This is a genomic window from Granulicoccus phenolivorans DSM 17626 = NBRC 107789 = JCM 15570 (genome assembly GCF_000423085.1).
Taxonomy (GTDB): Bacteria; Actinomycetota; Actinomycetes; order Propionibacteriales; family Propionibacteriaceae; genus Granulicoccus; species Granulicoccus phenolivorans.
The window spans coordinates 164235-189400 of record NZ_AUHH01000001.1 but is presented as its reverse complement, the minus strand read 5'-3'; the positions used below and the strand labels follow the sequence as shown (position 1 = coordinate 189400).

The window sequence follows — 25166 nt, the reverse complement described above, 5'->3', positions numbered from 1 at the left end:
TGTGTTTTCTCCGGACTCAGCCGGGCCGGGTCACCAGTAGACGACGACCCGATCGCCGAGCTTCACCTGGGTGTCGTACAGCCACTGGATCCCGTTCCAGTCGCGAATGTTGACACAACCGTGCGAACCGCCGACCTGGCCGCGAGCGGCGAAGTCGTAGGAGTAGTGCACGGCCTGCCCGCCGGAGAAGTACATCGCGAACGGCATCGGGGTGTTGCCGTACATCCAGGAGATCTCGTCGCGGACCTTGGAGAAGACCTTGTACTCACCCTCGCGGGTCGGGGTCGCGTCGACCCCGAAGCGGGCATCCATGGTCAGCAGCACCTGACCGTCGATCATCCAGCGCAACTTCTTGTCCGCCTTGGAGATGCACATCACGCGGCCGTAGCGGCACCGGGCGTCCACATCCGGGCCGGGCCAGGTGATGCTGAACGAGCCGTTGATGTAGTTCAGCCGGCCGTACTGGAAGTCCTGCGACCAGCCGCCGCTGACCTCGTACTCGTTGCTGGCCGGGGCGCCGAGCTGACCGGCCTCCCAGCCCTGGCGGCCGTACTCCTGCAGCAGGGCGCCGCGCACGGCGTACCCGCCGGTGTTCGGGTTCCAGAACGTCTGGCCGCCCTGGAACGCCTGGATCCAGGTGCCCTGGACGCCCGGACGCTCGTCCTCCACCGGCAGGCCGAGCGGGCCGTTCTCCCAGCCGAGGTTGTCATAGACCGCGAGCATCGCGTTCTGCACCTTGTAGCCGCCCACGCCGGAGGCCCAGAAGATCTGCCCGCCCTGGAAGTGCTGGATCCAGGAGCCCTGCCCGCCCTGGAAGGCATCGCCCGCGGGTGCGCCCAGGGAGCCGGCCTCCCAGCCGTTGCGGGCGTAGGCGCCCATGATGCCACCGCTGATCCGGTAGCCGCCGACGCCGGGGGTCCAGAAGATCTGGCCGCCCTGGAAGTGCTGGATCCAGGTGCCGTTGCGGCCCTGGAAAGCGTCCCGGGTCGGGAACCCGAGGTCGCCGACCTCCCAGTTGTACTTGGCGTACGCCCCGAGGATGCCGCCGTTGACGGCGAAGGCACCGGTGGCCGGGTGCCACATCAACTGGCCGTTCTCGAACTGCTGGAGGTAACCGCCGGCCGAGGCGTACTCGTTGCCGGTGGGCCAGCCGAGGAAGCCGCCCTCCCAGCCGCGCGCGCCGTAGGCGTCCTGGAGCGCACCCTTGATGGTGTGCACCCCGTGGGCCGGGTGGTACATCACGTTGCCGTACTGGAAGTTCTGCACCCAGCCGCCGTTGACGGCGAACTCGTTGCCGACCGGCAGCCCCAGCGCGCCGCCCTCGGCGCCGGCGTCGTCGTAACCGACCCGCAGCGCCCCCTTCACGATGAAGGCGCCGGTGTTGCTGCTCCACACGACCTTGCCGAACTCGAAATTCTGCACGATCGAGCCGTTGGCGCTGGCGTACTCGTTGCCGACGGGCAGGCCGAGGGTGCCGTTCTCCCAGCCGGAGTCCTGGTAGACCCCCAGGATCGCGCCGCGCACCGCGTAGGCGCGGCTGCCGGAGATCCAGTAGAGGCGGCCGCCGGAGAAGGACTGGGTCCACGAGCCGCGACCGGCCTGGACGCCCTCACCGGTGGGGACGCCGAGCGGGCCGGCGTCGCGGCCCTGGGCGAGCCAGCCGCCGAGCAGACCGCCACGGACGGTGTAGCCACCGATCCCGGGCGTCCACACGATCCAGCCGCCGGTGAACTGCTGCAGCCAGGCACTCTGGGCGCCCTGGAACTCCGCGGCCACGGGCTGGCCCAGCGGGCCGGCGGCGCCGCCATTGCGGTCCCAGACCTCCTTGATCGCGCCCTTGACCTCGATCGCCTGCGCGCTCGCCGAGGGGGTCGGCGCCGGGGTGGGCGTGGCCGGGGTGCTAGGGCTGGCCGGGGCCGGCGGCGTGGTGATCGCCGGGGTCCGGGTCGGCGTCGGGGCGGCCGGGGTCGGGGCGCCCGGGGTCGCAGCGCCCGGGGTCGGGGCGGTCGGGGCGGCGGTCGCCACCGGGGTGGCGCTCGGGGTGGGCGTCGGCGTGGGGGCCGCGGATGCCAGACCGGGGACCGACAGCAGCAGCGATGCCGCGGTCACTCCCACCAGCGCCGAAACTGTGCGTTTCATACCGCTCCTAGGGTTGTTCGATGACGTACCATGCCCATCCTCGGACCACGGCGCGCTCAGCGTAACCACGATTGTTCGCTGGTGAAAATCCCTGCCGGCGATCGCGGCCCAATCGTTGAGGTGCTGAGCAGATGCTCATCGAACCCCGTCCGTCACAGCTGTCTCGGCCGTCTCAGCAGGCTCACTGGTCCCAGCGCCGAGCCAGTTCGTCGGCCAGCGCCAGGATGGCCGCGTGCGGTCCGCGCCGGCGCTGGCCGGGCAGTGCGGCCCCGTCCACGATCCGCAGTCCCCGTACGCCGGACCACCGGCCGGACGGGTCGCAGCGGACGCCCAGCTCGGCGCCGCCGGACAGGTGTTGGGAGGTGGCCGGCACCCCCGGTCCGCGTACGCCCAGCACGTCGCGGGCCCACTCGGTGGCGGCGGCGAGGGCGCGGCGGTCCCCGGGATCGGTGAGCAGGCCGAGGTCGATCACCGCGGCGCCGGCGGGGTCCAGGTGCAGCCGCCCGCGGGAGGTGGTGCCCATCAGGGCCAGCCCCAGTTGCGGGGTCGGCGGGCCGCCCGCGCCGGGGATCACCGCGCCGAAGGGCCGGGCGTACGGGCGCACCTCGAGGCAGGCGGTCCCCAGGCCCGGATGAGGAACCTCGCGGTGCGCGACGGTGGCCAGCAGCGGGCCGGGCACCGCGGCCGGGTCGGGCGCCCCGGCCGGGGCGGGGGAGTCGAACAGCAACTCCGGATGTTCGACCAGCCCCACCGCCTCGGTGATCAGTCCGGACCGGGCCAACAGGCTCAGCGTGCCGATCGTCCCGGCGGCCAGGGCGACCTCGCCGGCGCGCCATTCGCTGCCGTCGGCCAGCGCCACGCCGGTGACCCGGTCCGCCTGCCGCAGCAGGTGGGTCACGCTCGTGTCGGTGTGCAGCGCGACCCTGGTCAGCGGGTACGCGTCGGCCGCACTGATCCGCTGCCCGGCATGCATACTCAGCGGCACCGGGGTCGGCGGCACCCCGCAGGACGCCAGCCAGGCCCGGATGTCCGGATCGGGTGCGACCTCCGGATCGAACCGCGCCCACACCCGGTCGACGGCGGCGGCCAGCACCGGGTCCGGCCACGGCCAGCCGGCGGCATCGGTGGGGGGCAGCAGGTAGCAGCCGTTGACCGCGCCGGAGCCGCCGAGGGTGGCCCCGCGCCAGATCCGGACCTGCCCGCCGGTGCCGAGCTCGGCGGGATAGCTGCGGGCCCACGGTGGGGTCAGCGGGAGCCGGTCGGCGCGGCGGGGTACGCCACGACCCCCGGCCTCCACCAGGCGCACCCGGCGGCCCTCCGCGGCCAGCCGGTGGGCGAGTACGCAGCCGGCCGACCCGGCGCCGACCACCAGCACGTCGGCGGTCGGCGCCATCAGCGGTTCCGTCGCCGGTGCAGCCCGGTGCGGACCGGGCGTACCGGGGTCCAGGACCGGGTCCGCCACGCCGCGGTCCACACCCCGGCGGCGTAGCAGAGATCATCGACGCGGCGCAGCCCGACCGCGGCCAGGGCGGCGACCGGGTCCCGGTGCCGGGTCCACCCGGCGCCGGCCTGCAGGATCGAGGCGAGCAGGACCCGGGCCGCGACCGCCGGACTCAGCGCCGACGCGACCAGGGCCAGTGGGGCGTACGAACGCAGCACGGCCTCGGTACCGCGGACCAGGGACTGCTGCGCGGCGTAGCGGGTCATCTCGGTGGCCAGTTCCCCGCCGACCCGGCGCCGCAGGCCCGACCACAGCCAGCCGGCCGCCCCCGCCGCGACGAGCAGGCCCAGCGGGGACCCCGACCACACGCCGAGGGCGACCAGGGCACTGAACGGCGACCAGACCAGCGGTGCCATGGTCGCGCCGTGGCGCTGGGCCAGTGCCCCGGCGGAGGTGCCGTAGTCGAAGCGGCGGCGGGCCCAGGCGCCGAACCGGACCCGGTGATCGTGTCCGACCCGGGCCCCGGGCTCGTAGCGGATCCGCCAGCCGGCCGCGTGCAGCCGCCAGCACAGGTCCACGTCCTCGCCGACCTGCAGGTCCTCGGCGAACCGGAGGCCGGGGATGCGGCGCAGCAGCAGGGCGGCGGTCGGGACGTAGCTGCGCTGCCCGCCGGGCCCCACGACGCCGCCGGTCGGCCCCATGTCCAGGGCGGAATGATGGGTCTCGTAGCGGCTGAGCAGACCACCGCCGGGGGCGTGGGCCACGATCCGGGGCGCGACCGCGGCCAGTTGCGGGTCCGCGGCGAGGGCCAGCAGGGGCTCCAGCCAGCCCGGTTCCGGGACCGTGTCGGCATCCAGCAGCGCCACCCACTCGGTGGTGCAGGCGGCGATGCCGGCGTTCCGGGCGGCGGCCGGGCCGCGGGGGCGGTCATGCCGCAGCACCCGGGCCCGCGGGTCGCGGACCGGGGTCCGGGAGCCGTCGTCGACCACGATCACCGGCAGGTCGGGGTGTTCGGCGGCCAGTGCGGTCAGCAGCCGGGTCAGCCGGGGGTCGTCCTTGACCGGGATGACCACGCTAACCCGAGCCGCCGCGACGGTGGTCGGTGCGGCGGGGGCGACGGTGGCCAGGTCCCGGTCCAGCAGCAGCCGGGCGATCTGCGCGGTGGCCGGGTCGGTGACCTCGAGGGTGCCGCCGCGCAGGCCGGACATCGTGGGCAGCAGCGCCGCGGTCACCGCGGCGGGCAGGGTGAGCAGAGCCATCGGGTCGCCGCCGTAGAGCTGCAGCCGGGGACCGTCCGCGCCGGGTTGCAGTCGCCGCAGCCGACCCGGTCGCAGCCGGATCCGGGTGCCGACGGGCAGGGCGGGTGGCGCGGTGATCATCGCAGCCGGCCCCGGTTGTCGGGTTCCCAGCGGGCCACCGCGGCCGCGGCCGCGGCGATCAGCGCGGCGAGCCGGCGCGCGCCTCGGTCGGGATCGGCTCCGCGCGGGTCACCGAGTACGCCGCTGGCGCTCACCGCGGCCATCCCGCCGGCCCGCAGCCGCGGCAGGAGTTCGGCCAGCGGCCGGCGGGGTCCGGCCTCGGCGGCGGCCCGGTCGACCGAGGCCGGCTCGATCGCCAGCATCAGCTCGGTCTCGCCCAGCCCGGCATGCAGGTCGGTCGGGTCGGCGGCGGTGGGGCAGGCGTACCAGGCGGCATCGCGTCCCTCGCGGCGCAGCAGGACCGTGGCGTCGGTGAGCGCGCCGACGTTGCCGCCGTGGGCGTTGACGAACAGGATCCGGTCGGCCCAGTGTGTGAGGGAGCGGCCCAGTTCGGTGAGTACTGAGGTCAGCACCGGCGTACCGATCGACACGGTGCCGGCGAAGGCCTGGTGTTCCCCGCTGGAGCCGTACGCCAGCGCCGGCAGTACCCGGCCGGGCAGCGCGGCGGCGACCGCTTCGGCGATCCGGGTGTCGGTGGTGGTCGGCAGGTGCGGCCCGTGCTGCTCGGTGGAGCCCACCGGGATCACCGCCAACGGCTCCCGGGCCGGGCCCGCGGGGCGATCGTTCGGCATGAGCGCAACATACCTCAGATCATGAAGCCGGGTGCCTCAGTGCAGCGTCGCGATGGCGTCCCGGACCAGGGCCACTTCGGAGGGCTCGTCGTCGGCCTCGGGGGTGAACCCCATCCGGACCACGACGAGCTGTTCGGAGGGCACGATGAGCACCTTCTGGCCGTCATGCCCGGCGGCCCAGTAGGTGTCGGCGGGCAGGTCGGGCCAGCGCAGCGAGCCGTCGGGGAGGATGTTGGTCCGCCAGCCCAGGGCATAGCCCGGATCGTCGGTCGCACCGACCGCGGTGGCGGTCAGGCTCTGCCGCATCCAGTCCGCGGGCAGCAGCCGGTGGCCGTTCCATTCGCCGTCGCGCAGCGCGAACTGCCCGATCGCCGCCCAGTCCCGCGGGGTCATCCACAGGTAGGAGGAGCAGACCGGGGTGCCCGCGGCATCGGGTTCGAAGACCGCCGAGGACAGCCCGAGCGGGCCCAGCAGCGTCTGCCGGGGCAGCTCGGCACCCAGGCCGGTCCGCTGCGCGAGCACGGCGCACAGCAGGGTGGTGCTGCCGCTGGAGTACTGCTGGAGGGTGCCCGGCCGGTGGGCCGGCGGCAGGGACGCCACGTAGCTACCCATGTCGGGTTCCAGGTAGAGCATCCGGGTGATCGGGGTGCCGAGGTCGTAGGTCTCGTCCCACTGCAGCCCGCTGGTCATCCGCAGCAGCTGTTCCACGGTGATGTCGGCGCGCTCGTCGGTCCACTCGGGTCGCAGGTGATCGGTGCTCAGCGCGATCTCGCCACGGGCGACCAGGACGCCGGTCAGCAGGCTGGTCACGCTCTTCGACATCGACCAGCCCAGCTGCGGGGTCCGGGCATCGAAGCCGGCGGCGTACCGCTCGCCGACCAGGCTGCCGTTCTTCACGATCACCACCGCGCGGGTCCCCAGCTCGCTGGCCGCCGCGGCGGACAGGTCATCGCCGAAGGCGCGGCCCAGCGCGGCCGTCAGGGCCGGGTTCGGTGCCGGGGTCGGGGCACTGGTGAACGGGTTGGCGCCGGGGTCGATCACCGAGGCCGCTCCCAGCGCCGGGCGGGTGGGGGCGAGCGTACAGCCGAATCCGGGGGTGTACCAGGCATGCTGTCGGGCCAGAGCACCGAACAGGCTCCCGGTGGTCGGATTGCCGGTGCCGGCGATCCGCAGGTAGGGCACCAGGGGATTCGGCGGCAGATCGGTCGCCGGGTCGGGCCGGCCCGCGATCCGGTTCACGGCACAGGCGTTGTGCGCGGCGTACCCGGTGCCGGTGAGCAGGATCGGACGCTGCCAGCCGAAGACGGCGAGCAGGGCCAGGATCAGGACGAGAACAACCAGGCCGACAACGGTGCCGACCCGGCGGCGGTGCGGGGTCGGGCGGCGAACGGTGCGCACACGTCATCGTACCAACGCCCGACCCGATGCGGGCCGGGCGTTGGTCGCGGGGGAGAGCTCAGCTGCGCCCGCCGCGGCGCGCCATCCGGGCCCGCTCGCCGGCCGACAGATGGACCTTGCGGATCCGGACGTCGGTGGGGGTCACCTCGAGGCACTCGTCCTCGCGGCAGAACTCCAGGGCCTGCTCCATGTTGAGCAGCTTCGCCGGGATCAGTCGCTCCAGTTCGTCCCCGGTCGCCGAGCGGACGTTGGTGAGCTTCTTCTCCTTGGTCGGATTGACATCCATGTCGTCGGGACGGGAGTTCTCCCCGACGATCATGCCCTCGTACACCTCGGCGCCGGGACCGACGAACATCGTGCCGCGCTCCTGCAGGTTGAACAGCGCGTAGGAGGAGACCACGCCCTGGCGATCGGCGACCAGCGACCCGGTGGGCCGGGTACGCAATTCGCCGGCCCACGGCTCGTAGGTCTCGAAGACGTGGTGCATCAGGCCGGTACCCCGGGTCTCGGTGAGGAACTCGGTACGGAACCCGATCAGGCCGCGGGCCGGGACGATGTATTCCATCCGGACCCAGCCGGTGCCGTGGTTGACCATGGTCTCCAGGCGGGACTTGCGGGTGCCGAGCATCTGGGTGACCGCCCCGACGAATTCCTCGGGGATGTCGATGGTCAGCTTCTCCACCGGCTCGTGCAGCTTGCCGTCGATGGTCTTGGTGACCACCTGCGGCTTGCCGACGGTCAGCTCGAAGGACTCCCGGCGCATCATCTCCACCAGGACGGCCAGCTGCAGTTCGCCGCGGCCCTGGACCTCCCAGGTGTCGGGGCGGTCGGTGTTGGCGACCTTGATCGAGACGTTACCGATCAGCTCGGTGTCCAACCGGGCCTTGACCAGGCGGGCGGTGAGGTTCTTGCCGGACTTGCCGGCCAGCGGGGAGGTGTTGATGCCGATGGTCATCGAGATCGACGGTTCGTCGACGCTGATCAGCGGCAGCGGGCGCGGATCCTCCGGATCGGACAGGGTTTCCCCGATCGTGATGTCCGGGATACCGGCCACCGCGATGATGTCGCCGGGGCCGGCCTTCTCGGCCGGCTTGCGCTCCAGCGCCTCGGTCATCAGCAGTTCGGACAGCTTCACGTTCTGGATCGTGCCGTCCTTGCGGCACCAGGCGACGGTCTGCCCGCGGGTCACCTCGCCGGCGACGATGCGGCACAGCGCCAGCCGGCCCAGGTAGGGGGAGGCGTCCAGGTTGGTCACGTGCGCCTGCAGCGGCGCGCCCTCCTCGTACTGCGGTGCCGGGACGGTGTCCATGATCGTCTCGAACAGGGCGTCCAGGTTCTCCTCGGCCGGCAGGGTGCCGTTCTCGGGCTGCTCCAGGGAGGCCCGGCCCGCCTTGCCGGAGGCGTACACGACCGGGAACTCCAGGATCGAGTCGTCGCTGGAGTCGTCGACCAGGTCGAGGAACAGGTCGTAGGTCTCCTCGACGACCTCGGGGATCCGGGCGTCGGGACGGTCGACCTTGTTGATCACCAGGATGATCGGCAGCTTCTTCTGCAGCGCCTTGCGCAGCACGAACCGGGTCTGCGGCAGCGGACCCTCGGAGGCGTCGACCAGCAGGACCACGCCGTCGACCATCTCCAGGCCGCGCTCGACCTCACCGCCGAAGTCGGCGTGGCCGGGGGTGTCGATGATGTTGATCACCACTTCCTGGCCCCGAATGGTGTGCTTGACCGCGGTGTTCTTGGCCAGGATGGTGATGCCTTTTTCGCGCTCCAGGTCCATCGAGTCCATGACGCGGTTGTCCACGTCGGAGCCCTCACGGAAGGCGCCGGACTGCCACAACATGGCATCCACCAGGGTGGTCTTGCCGTGGTCGACGTGGGCGATGATGGCGACGTTGCGAAGGTCCTGGCGCTGAGGCATAAGCGGCTCTCTGTTCTTGGTGCAGGCCGGGCGATTTCCGGCCGCGGGACAGCCTACGCCCGCGCGACCACTGAATCCGTACTCCGGACGGGGCCCGCCCCCGAGAATTCACTTCTCCGAACCGGCCGAACCGCCCGCGGAGTGTGACAGGGTTCGGGTATGAGTTCCTCGCAGCAGCCGCCGTGGCCGAGGTACGACCCGGGCCAGATGGGGCAGCCGGGGTACCCGATGGGGCAGCCCGGGTACCCGATGGGGCAGCCCGGATATCAGCCGGTGCCGCCGGGGTACGCCCCGGGGCAGTACCCGGCCCCCGTGCCCCGACCGGGCGGCGTGGGGCCGGGGACGCCGAGTGCGCCGTCGCTGTGGGCCGCTGGGCCGCTGACCCCGGGCCCCTACGGCCAGGCCGTGCTGGCGTACAACCAGCCTGCCGGGCACCGGAGCAACGGTGCGGTGCGGGTGCTGCGGCCGGTGCTGCTGGTGCTCGGTGTGGTCCTGGTGCTGGGCGGGCTCTTCAGCGGGTTGTTCGCGTTCAGCATCATCGGGGTCGTCCTGCTGATCATGGTGGGCGTCCTTGTCCGGGCCCAGTCCCACCGCGGCAGGCGCCGCACCTGAGCCGGGCCCGCTGCGGGCCCCCCAGGATTGGGGTCGGCGGGTCCGCGGGCGCATTCGCGGACGTGAAATACGCTGGGGCCCATGTCGCAGTGGTTCACCGACTCCTTCCGTACCGAGTTCGACAAGCAGTCGGAGTTGCTCGGGCGTTTCAACCTGGCCCTGTTCGGCAAGACCGGGGTGGGCAAGTCGACCCTGGTGAATGCCATTTTCGGTGAGCCGGTCGCGGCCACCGGGATCGGGCAGCCGGTCACCCAGGGCTCCCACCTCTACCTCGACAAGCGCGGGCAACTGGGCATCCTGGACACCCAGGGTCTGGAGGTCGGCAAGGACGACAAGCAGTTGATCGCCGAGGTCGACAAGACGATCAAGGAGTTGCGCAAGCGCCCGCTGGCCGATCAGGTGCATGTCGCCTGGTACTGCGTGCGCGGCCTGGACCGGCGCTTCGAGAGTTCGGAGGCCGACTTCATCACCCACCTGGACTCCCTCGGGGTGCCGGTGATCGTGGTGCTCACCCAGGTACCCAAGAACGGGGAGATGTATCACCCCGATGCGGTGGAGCTGGCGCGCTACATCGAGTCGCTGCACCTGCCGATCGAGGGCGGCCGACCGTTCCTCACCAACGCTGCGAGGGATCAGTTCTATGGTCAGCCGGTGCACGGCTTGAGCGAGCTGTTGCAGGCCACCTTTCAGGTTGCACCCGAAGGTGTTCATGCAGCGCTCACCGCGGCGCAGGAGATCGATTTTCAGGCGAAGGCTGCCCAGGCGCACAAAGCGGTAGCCGCGGCGGCCGCCGCGGCCGCGGCCGCGGCCGCGACGCCGATTCCGTTCTCCGACGCGGCCCTGCTGGTCCCGCTCCAACTCGGGATGATGGCGCGGATCGCCCAGCTGTACAAGATCCGGTACGAGCGGGCGGCGATGATGGGGGTCGCGGCGACCTCCGCGGCCACCGCGGGCGGGCGGGCCGCGGTGACCGGGCTGATGAAGCTCATCCCCGGGGCCGGGTCCATCATCGGTGGGGTGGTCGGGGCCGGGGTCGCCAGTGGGTTCACCGTGGCCATGGGCGAGTCCTGGATCGTGGTGTGCCAGGCGGTGAGCGCGGGCAAGGTCCCGATGCTGAACGGTGCCCTGGACTCCGAGGCGGTGCGCAATCTGTTCGTCAGCGAGTTCAAGAAGCGGGCCCCCGGAGTGCGGCAAAAGCACTGAGTGACCGAATCGATGTTCTCAAACTTTTTGGGCCTCAGTCAGCGGCACTTTCGGACACCGCTGAACCGGTTGACTACATCCAAACGGCGGTTCGGCGAACTATGTCTCGCACATAGTCCACATCCTCGGTGAGCATTCGCCAGCTGAACCGAAAGATTCGCCAACCGGCCAGGGCCAACTCGTTGTGCCGGTAGCAATCGGCCTCGAACGCCTCGCGGGACGCGTGGTACTCATAACCATCGACTTCGTAACCGACCATCGATTCCGGCAGTGCGACGTCGATCAGAAAGGTCCGGTCGCCGCACCGCACCAAGTAGTTCGCCGTCCAGCCGAGGATGCCCTCGCTGCGCAGCAGCCTGTGGAGCACCCGCTCGGCCGGGGACCACGGAAACGCCCGTGACTCGTCCAGGATCCGAGTTCGCACCGCATTTCCCCGCCGATGCGGGTGGTCGGCGAGCGCACGCCGGGCCGAGTCAAGGAAGTCGCCCTGGCGACCCGGGCCGAGTTGGCGCAGCGCGCTGTCGACGAAGTCGCCGCCGGCTCGGGGGATCAGGTCGATCGCGGTGAGCTCGGGGCGGGTGCACCGCAGCCCGCCGGGCTCACAGATCCAGTCCGGCGGGACCCTCCGCCGCTCCCAGCGGAACAACTCGCCGGTCCGGCTGGGGCGCGTCAGGGACGCTGCTTCGATCGGGAACAGCCGCGCCGGATTCTGTGGCCACAGGGTCAGATGCGCCGCCGTCAGGCCGGTGAAGACGGCATTCGGGTCATGGTGCTGCAGGGCGCGCAGGGCAATCGACGGGTCGGCGGCATGATCGGGTGCGGCATAGATGCCCCGCAGCAGTCGGACCAGCCGGCCCGCCGCGACCTGCTGGCCGGCAAATCTGGCCAGGCGGGGATTGCCGCGGGTGTCGATCCAGCCCCGCTGATCGAGCGAGTACGCAACTTCGTTCTTCGGTGTCGGCATGACCGAAGGGTGGTCTCGGCCACCGGTGATGGTGCATGGCGCGGCAGATCTGTGGAAACCGCACCCGGGGGAGGCTGCTGTCCACAGCCCGACCCCGCGCGGCTCAGTAGATGGCTGCCGCCATCACGATCGCGATACCCAGATGCGCCGCCATGTTCACGACCACCGCCGGGTGGAACCGCTCCGCGGCAATCACCTGGCCGAGCTTGCCGGGGGTCAGCGCGTCGATCACCAGGAAGGACAGGGTCATCAGCACGATGCCGATCACCGAATAGATCACGGTGCCGAGCAGGCCCAGCCAGAGGGTGTCCGCGCCCGAGGACATGATCGCGGAGAAGATCACGATCGCCGAGGCCAGCAGGTCGGTGCCGAGCAGCGCGGCCGCGCCCGGGGCGCGCTGCACCCAGATCAGTTCCTTGAGCTTGCCCGGGGTGAGCAGGTCCACGATCACGTAGGAGAGCACCATGACCAGGAGGGCGACCACGCCGTAGGCGATCACGGCGACGATATTGCTCAGCAGATCTTGCATGGTCTTCCTTCGCTGCAGGGGCCGATCCGGACACACGATCGGGCGTCAATCTAACGCGGGCGGGGGTGAGCCGAGCCGGGCCGGTGCCGGAGGCGGACGAAAGTCCCGGTCAGGATATCGAACCGGGCCCGGCCCTCAGCGATGGGGGCAGCCGCATCCACGGCCGGATCGGCTGACAGGATGGCAGACATGATGCCACGAGAAATTGGCGTGACCGAGCTGGCGCTGCGGGACGCACACCAGAGTCTGATGGCGACGCGGATGGCGATCGAGGACATGATCCCTGTCTGTGAGCAGATCGACCGGGCCGGATTCTGGAGCGTCGAGTGCTGGGGCGGGGCCACCTTCGACACCTGTATCCGCTTCCTGAACGAGGACCCGTGGGAGCGGCTGCGCACGTTCCGGAAACTGATGCCGAACTCGCGGCTGCAGATGCTGCTGCGCGGGCAGAACCTGCTCGGCTACCGGCACTACCAGGACGAGGTGGTCGAGCGGTTCGTGGCCAAGGCCGCCGAGAACGGGATGGACGTCTTCCGCGTCTTCGACGCCCTGAATGATCCGCGCAACCTCGAGCACGCGATGAACGCGGTGACCAAGGTGGGCAAGCACGCCCAGGGCACCATCTGCTACACGGTGTCCCCGCTGCACAACACCGAGGGCTACGTGCAGCTCGCCGGCCGCCTGCTCGACATGGGCGCGCAGTCCATCGCGCTGAAGGACATGGCCGCGCTGCTCAAGCCGCAGCCGGCCTACGACATCGTCAAGGGCATCAAGGACACCTACGGCGCCGACACCCAGGTGAACGTGCACTGCCACGCCACCACCGGGGTGACCCTGGTCTCGCTGATGAAGGCGATCGAGGCCGGCGCCGATGTCGTCGACACCGCGGTCTCCTCGATGTCGCTGGGCCCGGGCCACAACCCGACCGAGTCGTTGGTGGAGATGCTCGAGGGCACCGGCTTCACCACCGGCGTCGACCTGGCCACGCTGCTGCCGGTGCGCGATCACTTCGCCAAGGTCCGCCCGAAGTACTCCGCTTTCGAGTCCAAGATCACCACCGTGGACACCAACATCTTCAAGTCCCAGATCCCCGGCGGGATGATCTCGAACATGGAGTCCCAGCTGAAGAACCAGGGCGCCGGCGACCGGATCGAGGAAGTGATGGAGGAGGTGCCGCGGGTCCGCGAGGACGCCGGATTCCCGCCGCTGGTCACCCCGTCCTCCCAGATCGTCGGGACGCAGGCGGTGTTCAACGTGCTGATGGGCCGCTACAAGGTGCTCACCGGCGAGTTCGCCGACCTGATGCTCGGCTACTACGGCGAGTGCCCCGGCGTACGCAACGCCGAGGTCGTCGAACTGGCGAAGAAGCAGACCAAGAAGGAGCCGATCACGGTCCGTCCGGCCGACCTGCTCGACCCCGAATGGGACCACCTCAGGGCCGAGGCCGCGGGGCTGGAGGGCTTCGACGGCAGCGATGAGGACGTGCTCACCGTCGCGATGTTCCCGTCGGTGGCCCCGGGGTTCTTCAAGACCCGCGCCGAGGGACCGAAGAATGTCGGCAAGACCGCCGAGCAGGTGGCCAAGGAGGCCGCGATCGCCTCCGGTGCGGCCAATGCCGTACGCGAGCCGATCAAGTACACCGTCACCATCGGCGACCACGCCCACAACGTGTCGGTCGAGCCGGCCTGAGGGAGTCAGCATGGCTGAAGGAGTGAAGATGGCAGAAGAACTTCCGTCGATGAAACAGCGGCTGGCGCAGCTGGCCGACAAGCAGGCCGAGGTACGCCTGGGCGGCGGCGAGGCCCGGCTGGACAAACAGCACAGTCAGGGCAAACTGACCGCGCGGGAGCGGCTGGCGGCGATCCTCGATGAGGGCACCTTCCAGGAAACCGGGATGTTCGCCACCCACCGCACCACGTTCTTCGGGATGGACAAGGCCGACGCGCCCGCCGACGGGGTGGTGACCGGCTCCGGGGCGGTCCTCGGGCGTCCGGTGCACATCGCCTCGCAGGACTTCACCGTGATGGGTGGGTCGGCCGGGGAGATGCAGTCGGACAAGGTCGTGGCGATGATGCACAAGGCCCAGGTGACCGGTACGCCGTTCATCTTCATCAACGACTCCGGCGGCGCCCGGGTCCAGGAGGGTATCGATTCGCTGTCGGGCTACGGTCGGGTCTTCTACAACAACGTGTTGCTGTCCGGGGTGGTGCCGCAGGTGTCGATCATCGCCGGCCCGTGCGCCGGGGGTGCGGCGTACTCCCCGGCGTTGACCGACTTCATCATCCAGACCCGGCAGGCCCACATGTTCATCACCGGGCCCGGAGTGATCAAGCAGGTCACCGGCGAGGAGGTGACCCAGGACGCCCTGGGCGGCGCCGACGCCCACATGGCGCTGTCCGGGGTGACGCACTTCGTGGCCGATGACGACGAGCAGGCGATCCTGATCGCGAAGAAGCTGCTCAGCTTCCTGCCGCAGAACAACTCCGAGGATCCGCCGATCGTCGAGCCCGATGAGGTGGTGGAGCCGAACCCGGCCCTGCGCGACATCGTCCCGGTCGACGGGAAGAAGGGCTACGACGTCCGCGAGGTGATCGGCCTGCTGGTCGACAACGGCGACTTCCTCGAGGTCCAGGCCGGGTACGCCCAGAACCTGGTCGTCGGGTTCGCCCGGATCACCGGGCGTACGGTCGGGGTGGTGGCGAACCAGCCGCAGCACATGTCCGGGGTGCTCGACATCAACTCCTCCGACAAGGGCTCGAGCTTCGTCCGATTCTGCAACGCGTTCAACATCCCGCTGCTGACCCTGGTCGATGTGCCCGGCTTCATGCCCGGGGTCGCCCAGGAGCACGGCGGCATCATCCGGCACGGCGCCAAGATGCTGTACGCCTACTCCGCGGCCACCGTCCCGAAGATCACCGTCGTGCTGCGCAAGGCCTTCGGCGGTGCCTATCTGGCGATGTGCTCCAAGGACCTCGGCGCGGACCGGGTCTTCGCCTGGCCGACCGCCGAGATCGCGGTGATGGGTGCCGAGGGCGCGGCGAATGTGGTCTTCCGCCGCGAGATCGCTGCGGCCGAGGATCAGGAGGCGCGGCGGGCCGAACTGGTCACCGAGTACCGCGAAACGTTCTCCACGCCGTTCATGGCTGCCTCCCGGGGCCTGGTCGACGACATCATCGACCCGGCCACCACCCGGCGCGAGGTCGCGATGGCGTTGGAGATCCTGTCCTCCAAGCGGGAGATCCGGCCCGCCAAGAAGCACGGCCTCGGCCCGACCTGAGTCAGGAGGAATCATGGCAGAGCAGACACCCCCGGCCGGATCCACCGATCCGGCGGACCTCGCCCGCGCGGTCGCGGCCCTGACCGCCCGGGTCGAGGCCCTGGAGACCCAGATCGCCGCCCTGCGCGGAAACCAGGAAATCCCCGAGGACGTCATCATCGCGATCAGCGCCGCCGTCTCGGCGTACCTGGGCAACCGGGCGCGGGTGAAGGCGGTCCGGTTCCAGCGCGACAGCAGCACCTGGGCGGCACAGGGTCGCCAACGGGTCCAGAGTCACGAGATTGCCCGCTCCTGAGCGGGCCGACAGGTTGAGGAGCACACAGTGAAACTGACCGTGACTGTCAACGGCACTCCCTACGAGGTGGATGTCGAGGTCCAGGAAGAGGCCCGGCCGGGCCTGGGCTCGCTCGGGGTGCTGGCGTACGGCGCCGGGAACGCCAACACCCCGGCGGCCCCGACCTCGGCCTCGGTGCAGGCGGTGACCGCGAACGCGGTGGTGGCCCCGCTCGCGGGGTCGGTCGCCAAGGTGCTGGTCGCCGAGGGGGACGCCATCAGCGACGGGCAGGTGCTGGTGGTGCTGGAGGCGATGAAGATGGAGACCGAGATCACCGCGCCGCGCGCCGGAACCGTCAGCGTGATCCATGTCGCCGCCGGTGATGCCGTCCAGGGTGGGCAGTCCCTGCTGGAGCTGACCGACTGAGCCGGTCCCCGGGCCGGCTCGGCGCCGCGTACGCTGAGGCCATGACCGAGCAGTCCGAGCCGCCCGAGCCCACCGATGTGCCCGCGCTGATCCGGTCCGCGGTGACCTGGCTGGAGTTGGCGTACACCGAGTCCGAACCGGGCCGGTTCAACATCGAGCTGCCCGGTACGAACAAGCAGAAGACCGACTGCGCCCTGGTGGTCGGCAACCGGATCCTCGAGGTCCGGGCCTTCGTGGCCCGCAATCCCGATGAGAACCATGCCGCGGTCTACCGCTGGCTGCTGCAGCAGAATCTCAAGCTGTACGGGATCAGCTTCAGCGTCGATCGGCTCGGCGACATCTACCTGACCGGCCGGATCGCGCTGGAGGTGGTCACCGAGGCCGAGATCGACCGGCTGCTCGGTGCGGTCGCCCAGACCGCCGACGAGTCGTTCAACCCGATCCTCGAGCTGGGCTTCGCCACCGCCATCCGGCGGGAATGGAAGTGGCGTCTGGACCGCGGGGAATCCACCCGGAACCTGGACGCCTTCCGGCACCTGGCCGATCCGGCCGACCTGGCCGCCGCCCAAGAACGTGCCGGCCAGGAACGCCCAGCCGGGGGCGGGGCCTGATGGCGCGCCGGCTGATCCCCGGTCCGCGCGAACTGGTCGCCGCCGCCGACCGGGCCCGCGACAACATGGTCGACGGGGTGGAAGGGGTCCGCGAACTGATGGACCTGGTCCCGCGGCTGATCGCCCTGGTCGACCGGGTCGAGGTGCTGATCGATCGGGTCGAGGGGATGGTCGACGACGTGGACGACACCGTCGCCGGCGTCCGCCAGGTCGTCACCCGGACCGAGAACCTGGTGGCCCGCAGCGAGGAACTGATCGAGCCGATCGGCCCGCTGGCCGACAAGGCCGTGCCGATCGCCAACCGGCTGGTGCACAGCATCGAGGACGACGAGATCGAGGCGATGGTCGAGATGATCGATCGGCTGCCCTCGGTGGCCGACCAGATCGAAACCATCGCGCCGAACGTGGGCCGGATCCTGGACGCGGTCACCCAGCTCGCCAACGCCGCGCACGGCTTCCCGGGGATGGGGCTGATCGCCGACCGCGGCCGGCGCAAACACGCCCGGGAGCAGGCCGAGCGGGCGGAGCAGCCACCCCCGCGCCCCCGGCCCAAGGAACTCGGGCGCTGATCCCGCAGCCCGCGCCCGCGCGGGGTTCGCGACACATTAGGCTCGGGGCATGAGCGCACAACTGATCCTGCTTCGCCATGGCGAAAGCGAATGGAACGCCAAGAACCTGTTCACCGGCTGGGTCGACGTCGACATCAATGAGAAGGGACTCCGCGAGGCGGAGAAGGCCGCCGAACTGCTGAAGTCGGAAAATCTGCTGCCCGAGGTGCTGCACACCTCGCTGCTGCGTCGCGCGATCCACACCGCTCAGGTCGCCCTCGACGGCTGCGATCGGCACTGGATCCCGGTCCGCCGGTCCTGGCGGCTCAACGAGCGGCACTACGGCAAGTTGCAGGGCCTGAACAAGGCGGAGATCCGCGAACAGTTCGGCGAGGATCAGTTCATGCAGTGGCGGCGTTCCTACGACACCCCGCCGCCCGCGCTGGACAAGGACAACGAGTTCTCCCAGTGGGACGACGTGCGCTACGCCGACATCCCCGAGGCCGAGCGTCCGGTGACCGAGTGCCTCAAGGACGTCGTGGCGCGGATGCTGCCGTACTGGGAGGCCGAGATCGTGCCGGATCTGCAGGCCGGCAAGGTCGTGCTGGTGGCCGCGCACGGCAACTCGCTGCGGGCGCTGGTCAAGCACCTGGACCAGATCTCCGACGACGCCATCTCGGGGCTGAACATTCCCACCGGCATCCCGCTGTACTACGAGCTGGACGAGAACATGCGGCCGGTCAACCCGGGCGGGCGCTACCTCGACCCGGAGGCCGCCGCGGCCTCGATCGAAGCGGTCAAGAACCAGGGCAAGAAGTAATCCCGGTACGCCCTGCGGCCCGGCTCCCGCGTGGGGGCCGGGCCGGTGCCGTCACGGCTCCAGCAGCCGCTTCTTCTGCACCTTGCCCATCGCGTTGCGGGGGAGCCGATCCACGAAGCGGATCTCCCGCGGGCGCTTGTGATTGTTCAACTCGGTGGCCACCAGCTCGATCAGTTCCGCCGCCGCGGGGGCCTGGTCGCCGGCGATGACGAAGGCCACCACCCGCTGACCCAGATCGGGGTCGGGAGCGCCGACCACGGCACATTCGAGGACCCCGGGGTGGGCCAGCAGCACCGACTCGATCTCGCCGGCACCGATCCGGAAGCCACCGGACTTGATCAGGTCCACCGAGGCGCGGCCGACGATCCGGTGGTTCCCGGTCGCGTCGATGGTGGCCAGATCCCCGGTGCGGAACCAGCCGTCGGCGGTGAAGGCCTCGGCGGTCGCCTCGGGCTTGTTCAGATAGCCGGTCAGCAGGGTCGCTCCGGTGACCTCGAGATTGCCGATGGTCTCGCCGTCGGCCGGCACCGCGGCGCCGGAGTCGTCGCGCAGCCGGGTGCGTACGCCGCTGATCGGGAACCCGACATGACCCGGGCGGCGCGGTCCGTCGGCCCGGGCGCTGATGGTGATCAGGGTTTCGCTCATCCCGTAGCGCTCGATCGGTTCCCGGCCGGTCAGGTCGGCCAGGGCGTGGAACACCGGGGTGGGCAGCGCGGCGGATCCGGAGATGAGCAGGCGGGCATCGCGCAGCGCGCGCGCCGCGTCCGGGTCGGCCGCGATTCGGCTCCAGACCGTCGGTACGCCGAAGTACATCGTCGCCGCGGCCTCGGCGTACGCCTGCGGGGTCGGGCGGCCGGTGTGCACCAGCCCGGAGCCCACCCGCAACGGGCCGAGAACCCCGAGCACCAGCCCGTGCACGTGGAACAGCGGCAGACCGTGCGCCAGGGTGTCGGCCGCGGTCCACTGCCAGGCCTCGATCAGGCCGTCCAGGCAGGCCGCGATCGCCGAGCGGGGCAGCAGTACGCCCTTGGGGGAACCGGTGGTGCCCGAGGTGTAGAGGATGAACGCGATCGCGGCCGGATCCGGCTCGCCGGCCGGCAGGTCGGCACGGGCGGCCGGATCGACCGCGAGCAACGGCAGGACGTCGTCGCCGGCGCACCCCAGCCAGGCCTCGGCCGCCGAATCCGCGCGCAGGTACGCCAACTCCCGCGGTCCCGAATCGGTCGGCACCGGGACCACGCTCACCCCGGCCAGCAGCGCACCGCTGACCGCCAGGGCCGTGATCAGGGTCGGCTCGGCGAACACCGCCACGCGCTGCCGCCCGGCCAGCGTCCCAGCGACCGCGGCCGCCGCCCCGGCGAACTCGGCGAAGGTGAGCGCCCCGTCGGGGAAGCGCAGCACATGCTCGGCACAGGCCGGATCGCTCAGGCCGGTCAGCAGGTCACTCATTGGGAATCGGCCACCGTCCAGGTCGGGTCGTCGGGGCGTTCCCCGGTTGCGGCATAGATCACCCGGTGCCCCATCGACACCGCATGGTCGGCGATCCGTTCGTAGTAGCGGCCCAGCAGCGCGACATCGACCGCCGCCTCCACGCCGTGGGACCAGGTCTCATCCAGCAGCACCTGGAACTGGGCCCGGCGCAGGTCATCCATCTCCTGGTCGGTGGCGGCCAGATCCCGGGCCAGGGTCAGGTTCTGGTTGTTCAGCGCCGCGCCGGCGTCGGCCACCATCTCCTCGGCGATCTCGGCCATTCGGGCGAAGTTGTCGCGCAGCTGATCGGGGACGGCGTGCTCGGGATAGCGCATCCGGGCGATCTTGGCGACGTGGGCGGCCAGGTCGCCCATTCGGGACAGCTCCGCGCACATCTTCAGCGCGGTGACGATCGTGCGCAGGTCGGCGCCCATCGGTGAGAACTGGACCAGCAGGTGATAGCAGCGATCCTCGATCTCGGCGACCCGGTCATCGATCCGGGCGTCCTCGGAGATCACCTGCTCGGCGATGTGCAGATCTGCCTCGAGCAGGGCGCGGGTCGCGTTGCGGACGGCAGTGCCACCCAACTCGGAGGTGTGGACCAGTTCGGTGACCACGCGCCGCAACTGGCTGCGATAGCTCTCCCGCATCGCCCTCCCTCCTCGGACCGGTCCCGCGTGTCCGATCGGACGGCGATACCTTGATAGGCGACCCACCTTAGGCGCAACGGGGCCGAATCCTTCAGTCAGGGGTGAACGCAGTCTGAACAGTTGATGATCTTCTGTTCGCGGTTGGGGAGTTCCGGGGTGACTGGGGTAAAAACAATGGGGTGGGATGGGTCTGGGTGTTGCTGGCGCTGGTGCTCGGTGGCGCCGTCGGCGCCATCATCGCCTGGGTCGTGCTGCGCTACCGACACCGACCGGAGGTGCCGACCACTCCGAATCCCCGGGAGATCCCCGCGGGCGTCTCGGAGATGATCCAGATCCTGCGGACCACCGCGATCGTGGTCGGACCCGACGGCGAAGTGATCCAGTCCTCCTCCCCGGCACGCACCTTCGGCATGGTCCGGGGGACCCGGGTGATCGTCCCGCAGATCCAGGAACTGATCTACCAGGTGCGCGCCGACGGCCGGATCCGGGTCGCCGACCTGGAGATGCGGCGGGGCAGTTCCCCGGCGATCTATCTCACTGCCCGGGTCGCGCCGCTGGGGGAGCTGATCGTGGTGCTGGCCGAGGACCGGACCACCGCGCGCCGGGTCGAGGAGACCCGGCGGGACTTCGTGGCCAATGTCTCCCATGAGCTCAAGACGCCGATCGGGGCGATCCAACTGTTGTCCGAGGCGGTCGAGGACGCCGCCGACGACCCCGAGGCGGTGCTGCGCTTCGCCTCCCGGATGCAGCGGGAGTCGCACCGGCTGGGCGAGCTGGTCGGCCAGATCATCGACCTGTCCCGGCTGCAGTCGGACAACCCGTTGCTGCGCGCCGAACCCGTCGATATCGACCGGGTGCTGGCCCGCGCGGTGGACGGCAGCCGGGTCAAGGCCGATCGGCGCGGCATCACCCTGGTTCTGGCCGGGGAGCGCGGCACGACCGTGTTGGGTGATGCCCAGCAACTCGGTGTCGCGGTGCAGAACCTGGTGGAGAACGCGGTGATCTACTCCGAGCCGAACACCCGGGTGACCGTCGCCACGCGGCGTACCAGCGACGGGGTGGATCCGCTGGTCGAGATCAGCGTCTCCGACAACGGGATCGGCATCCCCGCCCAGGACCTGCAACGGATCTTCGAACGCTTCTACCGGGTCGACTATGCCCGCAGCCGCGCCAACGGCGGCACCGGGCTCGGTCTGGCCATCGTCAAGCACATCGTTGCCGCGCACGGGGGACAGGTGAACGTCTGGTCCAAGGTGGGACAGGGCTCGACCTTCACCATCCAGTTGCCGTACAACAGCGGCGAGCCCGTCGCCGACCACGAGGAAGCTGGCGACGACGGGGCCGCCGCCGACAACGGGGCCAGCGCTGACCACGATGCAAGCCGATTGGCAGCGGTGCCGAAAAACCAGCAAGCTGGTGCCCAGCAAGTGGCCCTCGGGAAGGTTCATCCATGACACGTGTGCTGGTCGTCGAGGACGAGGAGTCCTATCGCGAGGCGTTGGCCTACATGCTGCGCAAGGAGGGCTTCGAGGTCATCGAGGCCATCGACGGCACCGAGGGCCTGGCCAAGTTCGACCGCAACGGCGCCGACATCGTCCTGCTCGACCTGATGATGCCCGGGCTGCCCGGTACCGAGGTCTGTCGCCAGCTGCGGCTGCGCGGGACCGTCCCGGTGATCATGGTGACCGCGCGCGATTCCGAGGTGGACAAGGTGGTCGGGCTGGAGATCGGCGCCGACGACTACGTCACCAAGCCGTTCTCCCATCGCGAACTGGTGGCCCGGATCCGGGCGGTGCTGCGCCGCGGCCAGGACGTGGAACTGCTCCCCGACGTGATCGAATCGGCCGGGGTCCGGATGGACGTCGAGCGGCACACCGTCTCGGTCAACGGGGAGCGGGTGAAGCTGGCGCTCAAGGAGTTCGAGCTGCTCGAGATGCTGCTGCGCAACGCCGGGCGAGTGATGACTCGCGACCAACTGATCGACCGGATCTGGGGCGCGGACTACGTCGGCGACACCAAGACCCTCGACGTGCACATCAAGCGGCTGCGCTCCAAGATCGAACCCGAACCGTCCAGCCCGCGCTACCTGGTCACCGTCCGCGGCCTGGGCTACAAGTTCGAAAGCTGAGTGAGAACGGCCGGAACCGTCCGGTCGCCCGCACTATGGTGTCCCCGTGGCGGAAGACATCACAGTATTCACCGGTTCGGCGCACCCCGAGTTCGCTCAGGAAATGTGCGACATCCTCGGGGTGGAACTCTCCCCGACGAACATCACGCGCTTTTCCAATGACTGCCTCCAGGTGCAGTTGCGGGCCAACTGCCGGCGCCGCGACGTGTACATCGTGCAGCCCCTCGTGCCGCCGGTCCAGGAGAACCTGGTCGAGCTGCTGCTGATGCTGGACGCCGCCCGGGGTGCCTCGGCCAGTCACATCACCGCCGTCATCCCGCACTTCGCGTACGCCCGCTCGGACAAGAAGGACGCCCCGCGGATCTCGATCGGCGGGAAGCTGGTCGCCGACCTGCTGGAGACCGCCGGGGCCACCCGCGTGATCACCATGACGCTGCACTCGGAGCAGGTCCACGGCTTCTTCGGCGTCCCGGTGGACCACCTCAGCGCCACCCACGAACTGGCCAGCCACTTCCAGGGCACCGACCTGTCGAACACCGTAGTGGTCTCCCCGGACTTCGGCTACGCCAAGGTCGCCTCCAAACTCGCCCGGCTGCTCGACGTACCGGTGGCAGCCGGCTCGAAGCGGCGCCTGGCCGATGACAAGGTCGTGATCGACCGGATCGTCGGTGACGTGGAGGGCAAGAAGGTGATCATCCTCGACGACGAGGTGGCCACCGCCGGTTCGATGATCGAGTTGATGGATCGGCTGCGCGAGTACGACGTGGAGGAGATCTCGGTGGCCACCACCCACGGCCTGTTCGTCGGCAAAGCGGTCGAACGGCTCAACGCCCAGTCCGACATCCGCGAGATCCTCACCACCAACACCGTCCCGCTGCGGCCCGACTGCACCCCCGACAAGCTGGCCGTACGCTCGGTCGCGCCGCTGTTCGCCGAGGCGGTACGCCGACACAACACCGGTGAGTCGATCAGCACGCTGTTCTCCGACGAAGTCACCATCGGCTGAAAACTCTTCAGTTTTTGGAATGTTCCCCGGCGCGGGACTTGTGTCGGGTGGTTGGTGAGAATATGCTCAGATACGTCAACTGGGACCGGCGATACATCCCTCCCCCCGAGGATGCGCCCCCAGGTGCCTGATCGTTCTTCCCCCGGAATGATCATTTTCCAAGGGCCTCGCAGGATTGCGAGGCCCTTGGTTCATCTTCGGACGCTCCGCACCCGCTCAGGACTGAGGCCCGGCTGAGAACCTGAGCGCCGAGTCGGGTGGTACGCCAAAACAGATCGGGCCGGGCGGAGATCCGCCCGGCCCGACTGCGACAGGTTTCGGTGCTGCGTCCCGGCCCTCAGGAGGCGGCGGGCGTGGCCGACGGCGTCCGGCCCTGGTAATAGGCCTTGGTCGAGTCCACGATCGGGGCCTGGAAGGCCTCCAACTGGTTGTTGGCAAAGGTGAGCTTCATCGTGACCGTGTGGCCCGGGTTGAGCTTGCCGTTCACCGTCAGCGGCGCAACGTGGTAGAGGTTCACCAACTCACCGGTGGGCAGGGTGACGTTGGCCTGCACCGGCGGAAGCTGCTCCGACGGCACTTCGCGCTGCTGGCCGCCGACATGCTCCTGGAAGGCCTGGGTGGTGATCTCGACCCGGATCAGCCGATCCTGCGGAGCCACCTCGTTCACCAGCGACCCGGCGATGAACCCGGTGTTCTCCCCGGTCGCCACGACCATCATGTTGCGTGCCTTCAGCGGCACCACGCTGACCTCACCGGTGCTGTAGTTCGCCGGCTGCGCGGTGGGTTGCACCTTGATCGCTCGCGCGTCGGCGTTGGTGCCCTCCGCCGGGGTGTAGGGCTGCAGCGTCTGCGGCCGCGCACAGGCACCCAGGCCGAGGACCAAACCGCTCGCAGCGACGGCGGCGATCACGCGAAACGACTTGTGCTGGGTCACTGTGCAGGCTCCTCGCGACATCCCCGGGAGGGGAGGGTTCGAACTGACGGCGGAGTACCGCCGATACGAAAGTCAGCCTAGCGATAAACTGACGGATGTGCCGCTCGGTCCTCGGATCGGGGACAGAAAGTTGCCGGTCGGCCATCCCGCAGGCACGCTGCGGACCGATTGTCAAGGGCGCCGCCGGCGGTCGATTCCGCGCTGGCTGGCCCAAACGCCGCTAAGGCGGGCCTGACCGCATGCTAAACTGGTCTGCGGGAAAGGGGTTCACACGATATGACCTTTACGATCGGCGAAACGGTGGTTTACCCGACTCACGGGGCAGCTGTCATCGAGGACATCACTAACAGGAAGATCAAGGGGGAAGACACTCTTTACCTGGTTCTGAGGATCGTCGGTCAGAACGACCTGGTCGTTCAGGTTCCGGCCTGTAACGTGGATCTGGTCGGCGTCCGGGACGTGGTGGACTCCGAGGGTCTGGAAAAGGTCTTCAACGTGCTGCGTGCGGCGCACACCGAGGAGCCGACCAACTGGTCGCGTCGGTACAAGGCCAACGTCGAGAAGCTGCACTCGGGCAACGTGCTCAAGGTGGCCGAGGTCGTGCGTGACCTGTGGCGCCGCGAGAAGGACCGTGGCCTGAGCGCCGGCGAGAAGCGGATGCTGGCCAAGGCCCGCCAGATCCTGGTCAGCGAACTGGCCCTGGCCGAGAAGGTCGACGAGGATCGCGCCGAGGTCATGCTCGAGGAAGTCCTCGCGTCCTGATCA

The 25166-nt window shown here is 69.9% G+C and carries 24 protein-coding genes; 13 read left to right on the top strand and 11 right to left on the bottom strand.

Features of this window, described 5'->3' with window-relative positions; all coding sequences use genetic code 11:
• Positions 1-30: 30 nt before the first annotated feature.
• The 6 genes from G531_RS0100980 to typA form a co-directional block, all read right to left on the bottom strand.
• Entirely contained in the window at positions 31-2139 is a 2109-nt protein-coding gene (locus G531_RS0100980; RefSeq protein ID WP_026925830.1) for a L,D-transpeptidase family protein, read from the bottom strand.
• A 181-nt stretch (positions 2140-2320) separates the two neighbouring features.
• Positions 2321-3532: a GMC oxidoreductase gene (locus tag G531_RS0100975; RefSeq protein WP_145978702.1), complete on the bottom strand. Its 1212-nt coding sequence runs from the start codon at positions 3530-3532 to the stop codon at positions 2321-2323.
• Positions 3532-4959 carry a mycofactocin biosynthesis glycosyltransferase MftF gene (gene mftF, locus G531_RS19495; RefSeq protein WP_051214850.1) on the bottom strand — a complete coding sequence of 476 codons (1428 nt, stop codon included), beginning with the start codon at positions 4957-4959 and terminating at the stop codon, positions 3532-3534. Before mftF ends, G531_RS0100975 begins: the two co-directional genes overlap by 1 nt.
• Positions 4956-5630 carry a mycofactocin biosynthesis peptidyl-dipeptidase MftE gene (gene mftE, locus G531_RS0100965; RefSeq protein WP_026925828.1) on the bottom strand — a complete coding sequence of 225 codons (675 nt, stop codon included), beginning with the start codon at positions 5628-5630 and terminating at the stop codon, positions 4956-4958. The genes mftF and mftE overlap by 4 nt, the downstream gene beginning before the upstream one ends.
• Before the next feature lie 36 nt (positions 5631-5666).
• Positions 5667-7028 (bottom strand): serine hydrolase domain-containing protein, encoded by a 1362-nt coding sequence (locus tag G531_RS0100960; RefSeq protein WP_026925827.1) that lies wholly within the window; start codon positions 7026-7028, stop codon positions 5667-5669.
• Positions 7029-7086: 58 nt separating this feature from the next.
• Complete coding sequence (typA, locus tag G531_RS0100955) at positions 7087-8949, bottom strand: translational GTPase TypA (protein ID WP_026925826.1); 1863 nt, start codon at positions 8947-8949, stop codon at positions 7087-7089.
• A gap of 159 nt (positions 8950-9108) precedes the next feature.
• Between typA and G531_RS24185 the strand changes: the two genes are divergently transcribed.
• Together G531_RS24185 and G531_RS0100945 are read left to right on the top strand one after the other, a co-directional pair.
• Positions 9109-9561, top strand: a complete 453-nt coding sequence (locus G531_RS24185; RefSeq protein WP_145978703.1) for a hypothetical protein — start codon at positions 9109-9111, stop codon at positions 9559-9561.
• A gap of 81 nt (positions 9562-9642) precedes the next feature.
• Positions 9643-10764 carry a GTPase family protein gene (locus G531_RS0100945; RefSeq protein ID WP_026925824.1) on the top strand — a complete coding sequence of 374 codons (1122 nt, stop codon included), beginning with the start codon at positions 9643-9645 and terminating at the stop codon, positions 10762-10764.
• Positions 10765-10837: 73 nt separating this feature from the next.
• Here G531_RS0100945 and G531_RS0100940 read toward each other — a convergent pair whose 3' ends face one another.
• Together G531_RS0100940 and G531_RS0100935 are read right to left on the bottom strand one after the other, a co-directional pair.
• Positions 10838-11728 (bottom strand): hypothetical protein, encoded by an 891-nt coding sequence (locus tag G531_RS0100940; RefSeq protein ID WP_026925823.1) that lies wholly within the window; start codon positions 11726-11728, stop codon positions 10838-10840.
• Positions 11729-11831: 103 nt separating this feature from the next.
• Positions 11832-12257 (bottom strand): DUF350 domain-containing protein, encoded by a 426-nt coding sequence (locus G531_RS0100935; RefSeq protein ID WP_026925822.1) that lies wholly within the window; start codon positions 12255-12257, stop codon positions 11832-11834.
• A gap of 189 nt (positions 12258-12446) precedes the next feature.
• Between G531_RS0100935 and G531_RS0100930 the strand changes: the two genes are divergently transcribed.
• The 7 genes from G531_RS0100930 to G531_RS0100900 are packed head-to-tail and all read left to right on the top strand — an operon-like array spanning position 12447 to position 18213.
• The gene (locus tag G531_RS0100930) at positions 12447-13946 is read left to right on the top strand and encodes a methylmalonyl-CoA carboxytransferase subunit 5S (protein WP_026925821.1); all 1500 of its coding nucleotides are present in this window, start codon (positions 12447-12449) and stop codon (positions 13944-13946) included.
• Positions 13947-13974: 28 nt separating this feature from the next.
• Entirely contained in the window at positions 13975-15534 is a 1560-nt protein-coding gene (locus tag G531_RS0100925; protein ID WP_026925820.1) for an acyl-CoA carboxylase subunit beta, read from the top strand.
• Between the two features lie 13 nt (positions 15535-15547).
• Positions 15548-15829, top strand: a complete 282-nt coding sequence (locus G531_RS0100920; protein ID WP_026925819.1) for a hypothetical protein — start codon at positions 15548-15550, stop codon at positions 15827-15829.
• A 27-nt stretch (positions 15830-15856) separates the two neighbouring features.
• Complete coding sequence (locus G531_RS0100915; RefSeq protein WP_026925818.1) at positions 15857-16234, top strand: biotin/lipoyl-containing protein; 378 nt, start codon at positions 15857-15859, stop codon at positions 16232-16234.
• Positions 16235-16275: 41 nt separating this feature from the next.
• Entirely contained in the window at positions 16276-16845 is a 570-nt protein-coding gene (locus G531_RS19485) for a type III secretion system chaperone family protein (RefSeq protein WP_051214849.1), read from the top strand.
• Entirely contained in the window at positions 16845-17414 is a 570-nt protein-coding gene (locus G531_RS0100905) for a hypothetical protein (protein WP_026925817.1), read from the top strand. Before G531_RS19485 ends, G531_RS0100905 begins: the two co-directional genes overlap by 1 nt.
• 49 nt (positions 17415-17463) lie before the next feature.
• Positions 17464-18213, top strand: a complete 750-nt coding sequence (locus G531_RS0100900; RefSeq protein ID WP_026925816.1) for a phosphoglyceromutase — start codon at positions 17464-17466, stop codon at positions 18211-18213.
• Between the two features lie 51 nt (positions 18214-18264).
• On the opposite strand, the gene G531_RS0100895 is transcribed toward G531_RS0100900, so the two are convergent.
• Complete coding sequence (locus G531_RS0100895) at positions 18265-19662, bottom strand: acyl-CoA synthetase (protein ID WP_026925815.1); 1398 nt, start codon at positions 19660-19662, stop codon at positions 18265-18267.
• Positions 19659-20333 (bottom strand): phosphate signaling complex protein PhoU, encoded by a 675-nt coding sequence (gene phoU, locus G531_RS0100890; protein WP_026925814.1) that lies wholly within the window; start codon positions 20331-20333, stop codon positions 19659-19661. The genes G531_RS0100895 and phoU overlap by 4 nt, the downstream gene beginning before the upstream one ends.
• Before the next feature lie 179 nt (positions 20334-20512).
• On the opposite strand from phoU, the gene G531_RS19480 reads away from it, so the two are divergent.
• Genes G531_RS19480 through G531_RS0100875 form a run of 3 tightly spaced genes read left to right on the top strand, consistent with a single transcriptional unit; the run spans position 20513 to position 23467 of the window.
• Positions 20513-21787, top strand: coding sequence for a sensor histidine kinase (locus G531_RS19480; RefSeq protein WP_081683710.1), 1275 nt, complete (start codon positions 20513-20515; stop codon positions 21785-21787).
• Positions 21784-22461 (top strand): response regulator transcription factor, encoded by a 678-nt coding sequence (locus tag G531_RS0100880; RefSeq protein ID WP_026925813.1) that lies wholly within the window; start codon positions 21784-21786, stop codon positions 22459-22461. Before G531_RS19480 ends, G531_RS0100880 begins: the two co-directional genes overlap by 4 nt.
• Before the next feature lie 46 nt (positions 22462-22507).
• Complete coding sequence (locus tag G531_RS0100875) at positions 22508-23467, top strand: ribose-phosphate diphosphokinase (RefSeq protein ID WP_026925812.1); 960 nt, start codon at positions 22508-22510, stop codon at positions 23465-23467.
• Between the two features lie 337 nt (positions 23468-23804).
• Here the strand turns inward: G531_RS0100875 and G531_RS0100870 are convergent, their stop codons facing one another.
• Entirely contained in the window at positions 23805-24401 is a 597-nt protein-coding gene (locus G531_RS0100870) for a hypothetical protein (protein WP_026925811.1), read from the bottom strand.
• Between the two features lie 276 nt (positions 24402-24677).
• Between G531_RS0100870 and G531_RS0100865 the strand changes: the two genes are divergently transcribed.
• Positions 24678-25163, top strand: coding sequence for a CarD family transcriptional regulator (locus tag G531_RS0100865; protein ID WP_026925810.1), 486 nt, complete (start codon positions 24678-24680; stop codon positions 25161-25163).
• The last annotated feature ends 3 nt before the right edge of the window (positions 25164-25166 follow it).